At 51.7% G+C, this 15,213-nt stretch carries 14 protein-coding genes; 3 read left to right on the top strand and 11 right to left on the bottom strand.

Annotated elements, in window-relative coordinates:
- Positions 1-396: 396 nt before the first annotated feature.
- Both alr and dnaB read right to left on the bottom strand, forming a co-directional pair.
- A complete protein-coding gene (gene alr, locus M975_RS20440) occupies positions 397-1,476 on the bottom strand; it encodes an alanine racemase (RefSeq protein ID WP_064561713.1) in 1,080 nt (359 codons plus the stop codon).
- Between the two features lie 170 nt (positions 1,477-1,646).
- Positions 1,647-3,053 (bottom strand): replicative DNA helicase, encoded by a 1,407-nt coding sequence (dnaB, locus tag M975_RS20435; RefSeq protein WP_034492420.1) that lies wholly within the window; start codon positions 3,051-3,053, stop codon positions 1,647-1,649.
- Between the two features lie 78 nt (positions 3,054-3,131).
- Between dnaB and M975_RS20430 the strand changes: the two genes are divergently transcribed.
- A complete protein-coding gene (locus M975_RS20430; protein ID WP_064561712.1) occupies positions 3,132-4,115 on the top strand; it encodes a quinone oxidoreductase in 984 nt (327 codons plus the stop codon).
- A gap of 214 nt (positions 4,116-4,329) precedes the next feature.
- Here M975_RS20430 and dusA read toward each other — a convergent pair whose 3' ends face one another.
- The 3 genes from dusA to M975_RS20415 form a co-directional block, all read right to left on the bottom strand.
- Entirely contained in the window at positions 4,330-5,328 is a 999-nt protein-coding gene (dusA, locus tag M975_RS20425) for a tRNA dihydrouridine(20/20a) synthase DusA (protein WP_064561714.1), read from the bottom strand.
- Positions 5,329-5,423: 95 nt separating this feature from the next.
- Positions 5,424-6,731, bottom strand: coding sequence for a conjugal transfer protein TraF (locus M975_RS20420; RefSeq protein ID WP_064561711.1), 1,308 nt, complete (start codon positions 6,729-6,731; stop codon positions 5,424-5,426).
- Positions 6,732-6,901: 170 nt separating this feature from the next.
- The gene (locus tag M975_RS20415) at positions 6,902-7,405 is read right to left on the bottom strand and encodes a cupin domain-containing protein (protein WP_064561710.1); all 504 of its coding nucleotides are present in this window, start codon (positions 7,403-7,405) and stop codon (positions 6,902-6,904) included.
- A 108-nt stretch (positions 7,406-7,513) separates the two neighbouring features.
- On the opposite strand from M975_RS20415, the gene zur reads away from it, so the two are divergent.
- The gene (gene zur / locus M975_RS20410) at positions 7,514-8,029 is read left to right on the top strand and encodes a zinc uptake transcriptional repressor Zur (RefSeq protein WP_064561709.1); all 516 of its coding nucleotides are present in this window, start codon (positions 7,514-7,516) and stop codon (positions 8,027-8,029) included.
- A gap of 63 nt (positions 8,030-8,092) precedes the next feature.
- On the opposite strand, the gene M975_RS20405 is transcribed toward zur, so the two are convergent.
- The 4 genes from M975_RS20405 to M975_RS20390 form a co-directional block, all read right to left on the bottom strand.
- Positions 8,093-8,302 carry a CsbD family protein gene (locus tag M975_RS20405; protein WP_064561708.1) on the bottom strand — a complete coding sequence of 70 codons (210 nt, stop codon included), beginning with the start codon at positions 8,300-8,302 and terminating at the stop codon, positions 8,093-8,095.
- 157 nt (positions 8,303-8,459) lie between these two features.
- The gene (gene dinF / locus M975_RS20400) at positions 8,460-9,791 is read right to left on the bottom strand and encodes an MATE family efflux transporter DinF (protein ID WP_064561707.1); all 1,332 of its coding nucleotides are present in this window, start codon (positions 9,789-9,791) and stop codon (positions 8,460-8,462) included.
- A gap of 73 nt (positions 9,792-9,864) precedes the next feature.
- On the bottom strand, positions 9,865-10,473 hold the full coding sequence (gene lexA, locus M975_RS20395) for a transcriptional repressor LexA (RefSeq protein ID WP_064515371.1): 609 nt from the start codon (positions 10,471-10,473) through the stop codon (positions 9,865-9,867).
- Between the two features lie 105 nt (positions 10,474-10,578).
- Positions 10,579-10,950 carry a diacylglycerol kinase gene (locus M975_RS20390; protein ID WP_064561706.1) on the bottom strand — a complete coding sequence of 124 codons (372 nt, stop codon included), beginning with the start codon at positions 10,948-10,950 and terminating at the stop codon, positions 10,579-10,581.
- A gap of 126 nt (positions 10,951-11,076) precedes the next feature.
- Here M975_RS20390 and plsB point away from each other — a divergent pair, with 126 nt between their 5' ends.
- Positions 11,077-13,506 carry a glycerol-3-phosphate 1-O-acyltransferase PlsB gene (gene plsB / locus M975_RS20385; RefSeq protein ID WP_064561705.1) on the top strand — a complete coding sequence of 810 codons (2,430 nt, stop codon included), beginning with the start codon at positions 11,077-11,079 and terminating at the stop codon, positions 13,504-13,506.
- A 172-nt stretch (positions 13,507-13,678) separates the two neighbouring features.
- On the opposite strand, the gene ubiA is transcribed toward plsB, so the two are convergent.
- Positions 13,679-14,551: a 4-hydroxybenzoate octaprenyltransferase gene (ubiA, locus tag M975_RS20380; protein WP_064561704.1), complete on the bottom strand. Its 873-nt coding sequence runs from the start codon at positions 14,549-14,551 to the stop codon at positions 13,679-13,681.
- A complete protein-coding gene (gene ubiC / locus M975_RS20375; protein WP_064561703.1) occupies positions 14,551-15,060 on the bottom strand; it encodes a chorismate lyase in 510 nt (169 codons plus the stop codon). The genes ubiA and ubiC overlap by 1 nt, the downstream gene beginning before the upstream one ends.
- Positions 15,061-15,213 lie beyond the last annotated feature (153 nt).

Below are 15,213 nucleotides of genomic sequence, written 5' to 3'. Positions count from 1 at the left end.
TTTATGGGGAACACTGGGGCAATTTATACCGGGAACAAGGTCAAAACCTGCTCGGTGCTGTCTTTGGGTTTTGACATTGACCTTCGGTTCCGGCTTCAATCGCGCCGTTTTTCACCCTTCAGTCGGGGTCACGTGGCCGGGAGCCACGTGAGTGAGCGATCGTCGGGAACGAGTCGCGAACGACCCTGAATGTTGGGTGAAAAACGGTGTTTACCGCTTGCGGCGATTGATTTGCCGGGAGTCTGGGTTCTTAGGGTGGCGACGGTGGCCACCCTAAGTCGTTCACCGGTACAGTAGCTATATGAAACACGGAACATCGGGTGAACGGAACAGTCTCCCTACTTAAAAAGATGAGACTAAGAGACAGCCCCGAGGGTGAAGGGGAAGACAAGAAAATTAATCCAGATACTCCATCGCAACCCTTGACGTCAGGCGCGTGATAAGTTCGTAAGCACTCACTTTTGTGATTTCAGCAATGCGCTCAACCGGCAGGTTGTCGCCCCACATCACCACGCTATCACCCACTTTTTCTTCTGAGTTGGGGCCGAGATCGACACAAATCATGTCCATGGCAACACGCCCGACAATCGGCACCTCACGGCCATTAACCAACACGGGTGTGCCAGATGGTGCGGCACGCGGGTAACCGTCGCCATAACCAATCGCCACAACACCCAAACGCGTATCACGCTCAGCAACCCAGGTACCGCCGTAACCGACCGCTTCACCCGCTTTATGCGCGCGAACCGCAATCAGGCTGGAAGTCAGGGACATCACTGGCTGGAAGCCAAAATCTACGCCCCACGGCTTTTGTTCAAGCGGTGAAACGCCGTAAAGGATGATACCTGGGCGCACCCAGTCCATATGCGAGTCAGGCCACAACAGGATGCCGCCTGATGCGCCAATAGAACGCTGCCCTGGCTTGCCTGCGGTAAACGAATTGAAAATATCAAGCTGGCGCAGCGTGGCGTCAGATTCTGGTTCATCTGCACGGGCAAAATGGCTGACGATATTTACCGGCTGGCTGACATTTTTGCAGCGTGACAGGCGCTGATAAAACGCCTCAGCTTCTTCAGGCAAGATGCCTAAACGGTGCATGCCGGTATCCAGTTTCATCCACACCGTTACCGGATGGCTTAACTCGGCTTGTTCCAGCGCTTCAAGCTGTTCGATGCAGTGGACAGCTGTCTGGAAATTCTGTTCGGCAATAGTCGGGAGGTCGCTGGCATTAAAGAATCCTTCCAGCAGCAGAATGGGTTGAGTGATCCCACCCGCACGCAAGCGCACGCCTTCTTCAAGGCGGGCAACGCCAAAAGCATCGGCGTCAGAAAGTGTCTGGGCAGTCTCGAGCAGACCATGCCCATATGCGTTTGCTTTCACAACCGCCACCATACGGCTGGCTGGAGCCAGTTCGCGCAGGCGTTGCAAGTTATGTCGCAGAGCGCGGCGGTTAATTTTTACGGTTGCCGCTTGCATGTTCGATCCTTGCGAAATTTTTGTATATGGAATTGGAATGCCCAAATCCTCTAAATCATTCGGGCTGCAAGAAGGCGGCAAACTCGTGAATCCCCATGAGCTTACACAAGTAAGCGATTGGAGTAAGCGAGTGCAGCCAACGCACTTGCAGCGTGAAGGATGACGAGGATTTAGTCTTCGTCGTATTGCGGGCCAGCATAGTTATCGAACCGCGAGAACTGGCCGTTGAACGTCAGGCGTACGGTGCCGATTGGGCCGTTACGCTGTTTACCGAGGATGATTTGCGCGATGCCTTTCTCGTCACTGTTGTCGTTATAAACTTCGTCACGATAGATGAACATGATCAAATCGGCATCCTGCTCGATGGAGCCGGATTCACGCAAGTCGGAGTTCACCGGGCGTTTATCTGCACGTTGTTCCAGGGAACGGTTCAGCTGCGAGAGCGCAACGACCGGGACTTGCAGCTCTTTTGCCAGCGCTTTTAGTGAGCGCGAAATCTCGGCGATTTCCAGGGTACGGTTGTCCGATAGTGACGGTACGCGCATCAATTGCAGGTAGTCGATCATAATCAGGCTCAGGCCGCCGTGTTCGCGGTAGATACGGCGCGCTCGGGAGCGCACTTCCGTCGGCGTCAGGCCGGATGAGTCATCAATGTACATGTTGCGTTTTTCAAGCAAGATGCCCATGGTGCTGGAAATTCGCGCCCAGTCTTCGTCATCAAGCTGGCCGGTACGGATTTTGGTCTGGTCGACGCGTGACAGCGACGCCAGCATACGCATCATGATCTGCTCGCCTGGCATCTCGAGGCTGAAAATGAGAACCGGTTTTTCCTGCAACATCGCGGCGTTTTCGCACAAGTTCATCGCAAAGGTGGTTTTACCCATCGACGGACGCGCCGCCACGATGATCAGATCCGATTTTTGCAGACCAGCCGTTTTCTTGTTCAAATCCTGATAGCCAGTGTCCACGCCCGTTACGCCATCGTGTGGCGTCTGGTAAAGCGTTTCGATACGCGAGACTGTCGCTTCAAGAATTTGGTCGATGCTTTTCGGGCCTTCGTCTTTATTCGCACGGCTCTCAGCAATCTGGAACACGCGTGACTCAGCCAGGTCGAGCAAATCTTCGCTGGTGCGCCCTTGTGGGTCGTAACCGGCATCGGCGATTTCATTCGCCACAGAAATCATTTCACGAACTACGGCACGTTCACGCACGATATCGGCGTAAGCGCTGATATTTGCCGCACTTGGGGTATTTTTTGATAATTCGGCCAGATAGGCGAAACCACCGACACTTTCCAGGTTGCCCTGAAGTTCCAGAGATTCAGAAAGCGTGATCAGGTCGATTGGCTTGCTCATTTCGAGCAAACGCTGCATTTCGGTGAAGATCATGCGGTGTGGACGGCTGAAAAAATCGTTAGCCACGACGCGCTCGGAAACGTTATCCCAGCGTTCGTTGTCCAGCATTAAACCGCCCAACACCGACTGCTCCGCTTCCAGAGAATGTGGCGGCATTTTCAGCCCTTCCATCTGACGATCGCGGGGTTCTTTCGGTTTGTTGAAGGGTTTATTTCCTGCCATAGTGAGGGAGTTACCAAAATCAGATAAGAGAGACGAGAGTTTACTCTATCTCCCTCCGAGGAAACAGAAGGAGTTCTCATGGCAACACGCATTGAATTTAGTCAGCACGGCGGGCCAGAAGTCTTAAAAGTTGCTCAGTTCACCCCAGCCGCACCCGCAGAAAACGAAGTCCAGGTCGAAAACAAAGCGATAGGTATCAATTACATCGACACCTATATTCGCAGCGGTTTATACCCACCACCGATGCTGCCAAGCGGCCTCGGAACAGAAGCGGCGGGCGTGGTAACTCAAGTTGGTAGTGCGGTAACACATCTTAAAGTAGGTGATCGTGTTGTCTATGCGCAGTCCGGGCTTGGCGCGTACAGCAGTGTGCATAATGTGCTGGCAGATAAAGCCGCGAAACTTCCTGATGCTATCTCTTTCGAACAAGCCGCCGCGTCATTCCTCAAGGGGCTGACGGTCTATTATCTGCTGCGTAAAACTTACGATATCAAAGCCAATGAAGTTTTCCTGTTCCATGCAGCAGCCGGTGGCGTTGGACTCATCGCCTGCCAGTGGGCCAAAGCGCTGGGCGCAAAACTGATTGGTACCGTGGGTTCAGCACAAAAAGCGGAACGCGCCAAAAATGCCGGTGCCTGGCAGACCATTAACTACCGCGAAGAAAATCTTGTCGACCGTGTGAAAGAGATTACAGGCGGCAAAAAAGTGACGGTCGTTTATGACTCTGTAGGGAAAGATACCTGGGAGGCGTCGCTGGATTGCCTTCAACGGCAGGGGTTGATGGTGAGTTTTGGTAACTCGTCTGGCCCAGTGACAGGCGTAAACCTCGGCATTCTCAACCAGAAAGGCTCACTGTATGTTACCCGGCCATCACTCAATGGTTACGTGACCACGCGCGAAGAGCTGGAAGAAGCCTGCAACGAGTTGTTCTCGTTGATTGCCAGCGGCGTGATTAAAGTGGATGTGGCTGAAACCCAGAAGTTTGCTTTGAGCGATGCTGCTCTTGCGCATCAGACACTGGAGAGCCGTAGCACAGAAGGCTCTAGTTTACTGATTCCATAAAAGAATTTGGGCTTCCCTTAGGAAGCCCATTCTTTTTTTGTTCGCACGGTATGTAGGGTACAGCGCGATGAATTCGTTTTTTTGCAACCCGGTAATATTGTCAGATTTGGTAAATAATTGATATCCCGCGACCCGCAAACTTAGCCAGAAAGATGCGAGGTTGTGATCAACTCCGCAATACCTGAGCAATTAGATGGGTTATTACAAACAAAACCTAGCGTTTGTCGGCAACCAATGACAACGCATGTTCCACAACATCGATTCCAGCACCGGCTTTATGGGCGTTTTCACTCAGGTAACGACGCCACTGGCGCGCTCCGGGGATGCCCTGGAACAGGCCTAACATATGGCGCGTAACGTGGCCTAAATAAGTGCCGTTCGCCAGTTCGCGTTCAATGTACGGGTACATGGCGCGCACTGCTGCTACGGTGTCGACTTCCTGCGTCTCCAGGCCAAAAATCTCCCGATCAACTGCCGTCAGTAAACCAGGGTTCTGGTAGGCTTCGCGCCCGACCATGACACCATCCATATGTTCCAGATGCGTTTTGGCTTCTTCCAGCGTTTTAATCCCACCGTTAATCGCCATTGTCAGATGCGGGAAATCACGCTTTAACTGATAAACGCGCGGGTAATCCAGCGGTGGAATTTCGCGGTTTTCTTTCGGGCTTAAACCCGAAAGCCAGGCTTTACGGGCATGAATGATGAACATATCGCATTCGCCCTTCCCGGCTACCGTGCCAATAAAATCACAGAGGAATTCGTAGCTGTCCTGGTCGTCAATGCCGATACGCGTTTTGACAGTGACCGGAATAGACACCACATCGCGCATCGCTTTAATGCAGTCGGCAACCCGCTGTGCATCCGCCATCAGACATGCACCAAACATACCGTTTTGCACACGATCTGACGGGCAACCCACGTTCAGGTTAATTTCATCGTAGCCGCGCTCTTGCGCCAGTTTTGCGCAAATAGCCAGTGCAGCCGGATCGCTCCCCCCTAATTGCAGGGCGATAGGATGCTCGTCTTCGCTGTATGCCAGATAGTCCCCTTTGCCATGAATAATCGCACCGGTTGTCACCATTTCGGTGTACAGCAGTGTCTGGCTTGATAACTGACGCAAGAAGTAGCGGCAGTGGCGATCGGTCCAGTCAAGCATCGGCGCAATAGAAAAACGATGTGGCTGGAAAGGAGTCTGGCTGATTTGTGAGGACATAGGCTGTGGGCGTTTACGGGCTACGGTTAAAAAAGGGTCGCTACTATAGCATAAAGCAGCGCCGGGACACCCGCTCGTCCCGGCGGCTATTTTCATCAGAAAGTGACGCTCAGCTGTGCCCCTGCCCCCCATGTCTGGTCTTCGCCATACAATCCCATTAAATCGACATGAACACGATTGAATGGCGCAAAGCCAACACCACCGGTAAAGACATTGCTGTCGTTTGATTTTACATCTGCGCGATAACCCGCACGCACGGCAAGCCATGGCAGCGGCGTAATTTCAGCACCGACGCCAACATACTGCGAGTCTTCTTCGCTTTTGAAGCCTTTAGTTTCGGTGAGATCGCCATCGGCGCTGAGGGTGATGAGGTCGTTATGCCAGGCAACGCCTGCGGTCACTAACGGGCGAATCTGGTAAGTGTCTTTGTAGTTTACCGTCTCGCCGGTTCTGCCATTGGTGATAAGAATATCTTTGGTATCAATGTCACGCGAAATCAGGTTCTGACCGCTCAAACCCACCGTCCAGTTTTCGCCGAAATCGGCGGCAACACCTGCATCAACGTTGAAACCCGTATCATCATTGCGGTAACGACTGCTGTTCCAGTCGTTGCTGTCGTAGGAATAGACTGACGTGGTGTAATTATACAGCCAGGTTTTTTGCAGCTTTGGCGTAACGCCAAAAGAGACGGGTACGCCGCCCAAATCAAACTGTTTCGCAAGCGCCACACCATAGTCAGAGACAATAGCTGCACGGCCAGAAGCCGTAGAGTTCAGATTGCTGGTAATAACATCGGAGCCATTAATAGCGGCATCTAACGCAACGCCCCCGGCCACTGCCCGAGAACCTGCGATGCTATTGAGGTAATCGATATCTTGCTGATCAATGGAAGAACTAACATGCGCTCGTGCATAGGCTTTTGCGACAAAAGCCACTGAAAGCACGTCGTTTGGAATACTGACGGCAATACTCGCACCCGCTTTCGCGTTTGCTGTTTTCCCTTTCAGATCTTCCAGTTCCCCAGCCAGATCACCTGCGGCACCCTGAAGCTGATTGAGCGAACCATTGGGGTTGAAAAGGATATCCTGCAAGGTGAGATCGTCGATAACGTTTTTGTAGTTATCGACTTTGTTACTGATGTCGTCGATCTGATCTTGCAGGTTATCTTTATCGGTAATTTGTGCGCTGACGGCAGGTAGAATCACCGTTATCGTGTCATCCTGCTTTGCTTTTGCCAGCAGTGCAGGGTTAGTGAGAACTCCACTTCCGTAACTTGCGGAGGCAACTCCCGTTCCCCCCATTGCATCACTACGCGCTTCTGCCCAGGTACCCGCCGCAGAGGCCGGATTTGCCACAAATAAAGATGCAGCGCTAAGCGCCACCAAAGTTTTAATTTTTTTCATTCACCGCTGCCCGTATGTTAATCGGATGTAATAACTTGCCCTCCCAGTTATGACTGAACAGAGGCAGACTATTGCTGTGAATAAAAAGCTAAAAAGTGAGCTGTTTCGCCCATCGAAATCCTGTTTCTATCCATCAGGATTATCAGTTCAAAATTCCTTTGCAGCCTTATTTATAGTTTACCGTTTGGTTTTCGTGAAGGGAGACCATCATGTTGGCCGAAAAATTGTGGTGGGTGATCAATCCAGCGATCCTGACGCTGCGCGGCATATCCTGGGTTTAACGGGTAATAAATACGGTTTTCAGCTTTGTTGGCTTCACCCACAATTAATAACCGGACTTCATGTTCTGTATTGTTGATAAAGGTATGGCAGATACCGGTTCCAGCCGGGAAACCGACGCTATCGCCTGGTTCAAGCGGGTAAAGATGCCCGTTAATCCACACCTGCGGATGCCCTTCGAGCACATACGCAAATTCTTCTTCACTGCTTTCCGCATGGGGATAAGAGGTGCGGCGGCCAGGCAGCAGGCGCTCATGATGAATCCCCAGCCGCGTTAAACCGAGTTTACGAGCCAGCGGTGCGCCAATAGAAAAAAGCTCAGGGTTGCCCGGATAAGTAGAATCATCCTCACCTTCCAGGTCCTGCCAATGGCGAATGCAATCAGGTTTATTCATAACAAACTCCGGGATAGTCATCTCAAAAGATATGGCCAACATGGCGCACCACTCGGCGTTTTTAGCGCGTTGTGATAGAGTGTAGGGCTAATCTACAGGGGAATGCTGATGGACATCACGACTTCACAAAACGTGTTAGCGCAGGCTGAAAAACTATGCGAGCAGCGTAATGTGCGCCTGACGCCACAACGCCTTGAAGTGTTGCGTTTGCTGACGCAGCAGGCGGGAGCAATCAGCGCTTATGATTTGCTGGATTTATTGCGTGCCAGTGAACCGCAAGCCAAACCCCCGACGGTGTATCGTGCGCTCGATTTTCTTCTGGAACAAGGTTTTGTACACCGGGTAGAGTCCACCAACAGCTATGTGTTGTGTAATCTGATTGATCAGCCAACTCATTCATCTGCGATGTTTATTTGCGACCGATGTGGTGCGGTGAAGGAACATAGTGCGGAAGGTGTGGAAGATATCATGCATCAGCTGGCAGCCCATTTAGGGTTTGCTCTGCATCATAATGTCATTGAAGCGCATGGTTTATGTAGCGGATGTGCAGAAGTTGAAGCCTGTAGCCACCCGGATGCTTGCGGGCATGACCATTCAATTCAGAGCAAGAAAAAATCGCGCTAGTGAGATTTGGTACATCCGTGTACCTGGGCAGGGCTGAGAGTTAACACATCTGAGGGAAGCTAATTACCAACGATATTTGTTGCGAGTTTCCCAATCAACAACTTCATCCTCTGCCTTGTCCTTTTCATAGCCGTAACGCTCCTGAATCTTACCGACAAGCTGATCGCGTTTCCCTTCGATGACGGTCATATCATCATCTGTCAGTTTGCCCCATTTCTCTTTTACTGTGCCTTTAAACTGTTTCCAGTTACCGCCGATTTCGTCTTTATTCATAATAATATCCTCATCGTTCGGGAAAGAACTGCTAAAAAATTACCAACGTCCAATGTGCTGCCATTTGGCCAACACCACTCTATCTGCTGGACGTGATAATAATTGTAGTCAAGGATATGGCGGTACGGAGAAAACTAAGAATCTTTAACCATACGGCTTAACTTTGTACATTGTTAAACCAGGTATTTTGCTGCCAGTGACGACGCCAAATCCAACCTAAAGCCAGCCCCCGCAAAGCAAGGAATACCGCCACAGACAGCCACAACCCGTGATTGCCTAAATATGGCACGGTGAACATCGAAAGGCCAAAACCCAACGCCGCAACAGCCATGCTATTTCGCATCTCAGCACCCCGTGTTGCACCAATAAACATTCCATCGAGCAAATAGCACCACACCCCGACGACCGGCAAAACTATCTGCCAGTTTAAGTAGATATCAGCCTGTAGTTGTAACTGAGGTAAAGAAGTCAGGAGTGAAACAATTTGCTCGCCAAACAGGGCATACACCACGGCAAACATGAGCGCGACTAAACCCGCCTGGCGGCATGCAGCACCCCAAACTTCGAGAAGCTGGCCGCGGTTCTTTGCGCCATAAGCCTGTCCGGAATGGGCTTCAACCGCATACGCAAAGCCATCAAGTGCATAAGCCGTAAACGTCAGTAGCGTCATCAGCACCGCATTGACGGCGACAATTTCGCTGCCTAAGCGAGCACCGAAGATAGTCACGGATGCGAAGCAAATTTGCAGTAGCAAAGAGCGCAGCATGATGTCACGGTTTAGCGCCAGTAAACGCCGAACGTTGCCGCGCCAGGCCAGTCTGAGCATCTCAAAACTGATGCCACGCAAGCCCATAACCTTTTTCACCATCAGCAAGCCGATGATAAAGGTGACGTATTCAGCCGCCACGGTAGCCAGTGCAGCGCCCTGAACATTCATATGCAGCCCCATCACCAGCCACACATCCAGCACGATATTGAGCACATTACCAACAACCAACAGGATTACCGGGGCCCGTGCGTATTGCACGCCCAGCAGCCATCCAAGCAATACCAGGTTCGCAAGTGAAGCAGGCGCACTCAGCCAGCGGATTTCAAGAAAACGCTGCGCCTGAAAGAGCACATCCTGATTCCCGCCAACAATGTGCAGGGCCAGTGAAATAAGGGGTTCGCGTAGCAGGACAATCGCAACACCCGCCCCTAATGCCAGCAGTAAAGGCTGCACCAGTGCACGCGCTAACGCTGAGGGATTGTTTGCACCAAAAGCCTGAGCAGTTAAGCCCGTGGTACTCATGCGCAAAAAAAGCAGCAACATGAACAGGAAGCTGGTTGCCGTCGCACCAATAGCGACACCGCCGAGATAGACCGGGCTATCGAGATGGCCAATAACTGCCGTATCGACAAGGCCAAGCAGCGGAACGGTAATGTTGGAGAAAATCATGGGTAAAGCGAGGCGCCAGAGCGCACGATCCGCCGTGGAGAATAATTGCATGACCTCTCCTGAAGGAGATCAAAGAGAATGAAGACGGTGATGCGCATTGTGCATGCACATCACCTAAAGAGATTTACAGCCAGTCGCCGTTGCGAATAACCCCAACAGCCAACCCTTCAATAGAGAAGTTATGCTCGCGCAGGTCGACCACAATCGGTTCAAATTCGCTGTTTTCGGGAAGAAGATGAACGGTATTACCCTGCTGTTTCAAACGCTTAACAGTCACTTCATCATCAATACGCGCGACCACAACCTGGCCATTACGCACATCTTGAGTTTTATGAACTGCAAGCAGGTCACCGTCCATAATACCGATGTCTTTCATAGACATACCACTGACGCGCAGCAGGAAATCGGCATTAGGTTTAAACAGGGATGGATCGACCTGGTAGTGACCTTCGATGTGCTGTTGTGCCAAGAGTGGCTCACCCGCAGCAACACGCCCAACCAGCGGAATACCGGTGACTTCTTCCACCAGCAAACGGATGCCACGTGAGGCACCGGAGACAATTTCAAGCACGCCTTTACGGGCGAGCGCTTTGAGGTGCTCTTCAGCGGCGTTTGGAGAACGGAACCCCAGACGTTGAGCAATTTCAGCACGAGTCGGTGGCATGCCGGTCTGGCTGATATGATCCCGAATAAGATCAAACACCTCTTGCTGCCTGGTAGTTAACGCTTTCATTCCGCCCCCTGGGTGTTTATACAGTTATGCTGTGAGTATATACAGTCAAAGGTCAATTTGGAACCATAAATTGAGCAAAAAACCAGGGACTTAACTATTCTGGAATCATCCGCGCAAATGCGGCCAAAGCAGCGTGACCCAGGTAACGACTGCGAGGATAATTGCTATTAATACAGCGGCTGAGCCCATGTCTTTGGCACGCCCGGAAAGTTCGTGATAATCAGTGCCAACGCGGTCTACAAGGGCCTCAATAGCACTATTGAGGATCTCGACAATCATGACCAGCACGACTGAGCCGATAAGCAAAACACGGGTGATAGGGTCGACATCCAGCCAACAGGCAATGGCAATGGCGATTACCGCGCTGACGCCTTCCTGGCGGAAAGCCGCTTCGTTAATCCAGGCTGCTTTGAGCCCTTTCCATGAATAGCCTGCGGCTTTGATGATACGGGTAAGTCCAGTGGTACTGCTCGCCATTTTGGGAAACCTTTTCAAATTATTTGGGTCAATGCTTATCTATATTGCAACGCCACAGAAATCTGAGCCAGATTCTGATATTCTTGCGGCGAATTTGCATCATTAACCTGAGGCTTTACATCGTTTATGTCAGGCTGGCCAAGAATCTACTACAAATTACTTAATTTACCATTAGGCGTTCTGGTAAAGAGCAAGTCCATTCCGGCTGATCCACAAACCGAACTGGGCTTAGATCCTACACGTCCAATAATGTACGTGCTGCCGTATAACTCAAAGGCGGACTTATTAACGCTGCGCGCACAATGCCTCGCGCATAACTTGCCCGACCCTCTCGAGCCATTAGAAATCGACGGTGCGGTATTGCCGCGCTATGTCTTTATTCATGGCGGCCCGCGTGTGTTCACGTACTACACACCAAAAGAAGAGTCGATCAAGCTGTTCCACGATTACCTCGATTTGCACCGTAGCAATCCAAACCTGGATGTGCAGATGGTGCCAGTGTCGGTCATGTTTGGCCGTTCACCTGGCCGCGAAAAAGGCGAAGTGAATCCGCCATTGAAAATGCTTAACGGCATTCAGAAATTCTTCGCGGTGTCCTGGCTTGGGCGCGACAGCTTTGTGCGTTTCTCGGCACCTGTTTCGCTACGTCAGATGGCAACCGATCACGGTACAGACAAAAAAATCGCCCAAAAACTGGCACGAGTGGCGCGTATGCACTTTGCTCGCCAGCGTTTAGCGACTGTCGGCCCGCGTCTGCCGGTGCGCCAGGATTTGTTTAACAAACTTCTGGCCTCAAAAGCGATTGCACGCGCAGTAGAAGACGAAGCACGCAGTAAGAAAATCTCCCATGAAAAAGCGCAGCAGAATGCTGTTGCCTTGATGGAAGAAATTGCAGCGAACTTCTCCTACGAAGCCGTTCGTTTGACCGACCGCGTGTTAGGTCTGACGTGGAACCGCCTGTACCAGGGCATTAACGTTCATAATGCTGAACGTGTGCGCCAGCTGGCTCACGACGGCCATGAGATTGTCTATGTTCCCTGCCACCGCAGCCACATGGACTACATGCTGTTGTCTTACGTGCTTTACCACCAGGGGCTGGTTCCTCCGCACATCGCGGCGGGTATCAACCTGAATTTCTGGCCAGCAGGCCCGATTTTCCGTCGCCTGGGCGCGTTCTTTATTCGCCGTACCTTTAAAGGCAGCAAACTCTACTCCACCGTGTTCCGTGAATATCTTGGCGAACTGTTCAGCCGTGGCTATTCCGTCGAATACTTTGTGGAAGGTGGCCGTTCTCGTACCGGACGTTTGCTTGACCCGAAAACCGGCACACTGTCGATGACCATTCAGGCCATGCTGCGTGGCGGTACTCGTCCAATTACATTAGTGCCGATTTACATTGGCTACGAGCATGTAATGGAAGTGGGGACTTACGCGAAAGAACTGCGCGGAGCGACCAAAGAGAAAGAGAGCTTCATGCAGATGGTGCGCGGGCTGAGCAAGCTGCGTAACCTCGGGCAGGGCTATGTGAACTTCGGCGAACCGATGCCGTTGATGACATTCCTGAACCAGCGAGTGCCTGAGTGGCGTGATTCAATCGACCCGATTGAATCCATTCGCCCGGCATGGTTAACGCCAACGGTTAATGAAATTGCTGCCGAACTGATGGTGCGTATTAACAATGCAGGCGCGGCAAACGCCATGAACCTGTGTTGTACCGCGCTCCTGGCATCGCGCCAGCGTTCACTGACGCGCGAACAACTGACCGAACAGCTCAACTGCTACCTGAGCCTGTTGCGTAATGTGCCGTATTCACCGGACGCTACCGCGCCAGATCAGCCAGCAGAAGCACTTATCGAACATGCGTTGCAGATGAACAAGTTTGAAGTAGAGAAAGATACGATTGGTGACATCATCATTCTGCCGCGTGAGCAGGCAGTGCTGATGACTTACTACCGTAACAACATCCTGCATATGCTGGTGTTGCCTTCTCTGCTGGCTGCGATTATCACGCAACATCGCCACATTTCCCGTAGCGAGCTTTTGCGTCAGGTCGAGCTGCTCTACCCGATGCTGAAGTCTGAGCTGTTCCTGCGTTGGGAAAAAGCCGATCTTGCCAGTGAAATGGATGCGCTGCTCAATGAGTTGGTTCGCCAGGATCTGATTACCCTTACGGGTGAAGAGGTGGTGATTAACCCGGCACGCTCGCGCACTATGCAGCTTCTGGCGGCAGGTGTTCGTGAAACGCTGCAACGTTACGCCATTACTTTCTGGCTGCTGAGTGCTAATCCGTCAATAAACCGTGGGACACTGGAGCGCGAAAGCCGCACCGTTGCCCAACGTTTGTCGGTATTGCATGGCATTAACGCACCGGAGTTCTTTGATAAAGCCGTATTCACCTCGCTGGTCTTAACTTTGCGTGATGAAGGCTACATCAGCGACACCGGGGATGCAGAACCCGCCGAAACGATGAAGGTCTACCAGATGCTGGCAGAGCTGATCATGCCGGATGTGCGTTTGACGATTGAAAGCGCGACGTCGCAGGCCGCGACTGAGTAAAAAATCTGGCGGATAAACGAAGTGTCATCCGCCATTTAGTTTCTTATACCCGAGCTACTTCGAGATGCAGGTAGGCGGCAATCGAATGAATCCCGATGAGCTTACTCAAGTAAGTGATTCGGGTGAATGAGAGCAGCCAACAACCCTGCAACTTGAAGGGCGATGGGTATAATTAGAAGTGCACGTAACTGAGCACCAACCCAATAAACAGCACCAGTCCAACGTAGTTATTATTCAGGAAAGCACGGAAGCAAGCATCGCGGTCGCGATTTGCTGTCAGGCGTTGTTGATGAATAAATAGCGCACCCGCCAGTGCAATAGACCAGTAGAAAGCCCCACCTAGTCCATTTAACCAGCCAATCACCGCCATCAGCACCATCACCGTAAACTGCAAAATACCAATGATCAGGTTATCAAAGCGGCCAAACAGTATCGCCGTGGATTTTATGCCGATTTTCACATCATCATCACGGTCGACCATCGCATATTGCGTGTCGTAAGCCACAGCCCAGCAGATATTGGTCAAAAACATCAGCCAGCAACTTAGCGGCACAGATTCACTCACCGCAGCAAATGCCATCGGGATTGACCAACCGAATGCCGCACCCAGCACCACTTGTGGCAGATGGGTATAACGCTTCATGAATGGATAAACCCAGGCAAGCGCCAACCCTGCTACCGACAGCAATATTGTCATGGTGTTGAGCGTCAACACCAGTAAGAACGAGAGCAGCACCAGCACCACGAACAATATGCGCGCTTCTTTCTCACTCACCGCCCCGCTCGGCAGCGGCCGGTGCGCCGTGCGTTTTACGTGGCCATCAAATTTGCGGTCGGCGTAGTCATTCACCACACAACCGGCGGCGCGCATCATCCATACGCCAGCGATAAACACCGCTAAAATGGTAAGCGGCGGTACACCCGGTGTCGCAAGCCATAGCGCCCATAAAGTGGGCCATAACAGTAAAAGCGAGCCAATCGGCTTATCAAGCCGCATCAGGCGTTGATACGCCTGCCATTTGCCCTGTTTCAGACTCCACTCCATTATTTTTCCTCTCCATACAGCGGGGAAGCAGGAAGGAAAAGCTCAGTCAGCACCAATGGCTTTCCGGCTAATCGCAAGCGGGAACGACGCCCCCACAACTCCGCAGTGCGGCCAATCTCAATAAAATCCCTGGTCAGGGAAGATGTATTAAACAGATAACGCCCAAGCGGCGTGGTGCCCAGCTGTTGCAAAGCCAGCTCAGGCCCTTCCAGAGTGGATTCAGGTACGACCGTGCGCCCCAAAAGCCAGGGTTCTTCATCACCGCAAAGCACAACTTCGCGCAACCAATAACGGCTGGACTCTGGCAACATATCAGCTTCTGGAAGAACGACATGCGATTCGAAAAAACCTTCACGCACAATGCGGGCAGTAACTTTGGAACAATACTGCTCAAAGCGTTTGGTCATCGAGTCTTCAAGCAACAACCAGTCAAGAAGCGATGCACTCAGCTCCTCGGGAATCGTAGCTTCAAAACGTAAGGCGCGCAGTGGCGAAAGCGCGTCAGACATGGGAATTTCTCCGAAACAAAACCGGCAGTCATTGTAACGCAGAATAGGTATAGCGGGGCAGGGAAAAGCTCACAACAATTTAACAGGTCGGAGGCCTTCTAAATCATTCGAGTTGAATCAAGGCGGCAAATGAGAAAATCCCGATGAGCTTAC

It is taken from the genome of Buttiauxella brennerae ATCC 51605, from assembly GCF_001654925.1.
Lineage (GTDB): Bacteria > Pseudomonadota > Gammaproteobacteria > Enterobacterales > Enterobacteriaceae > Buttiauxella > Buttiauxella brennerae.
This window is presented reverse-complemented; position numbering and strand designations above follow the sequence as displayed.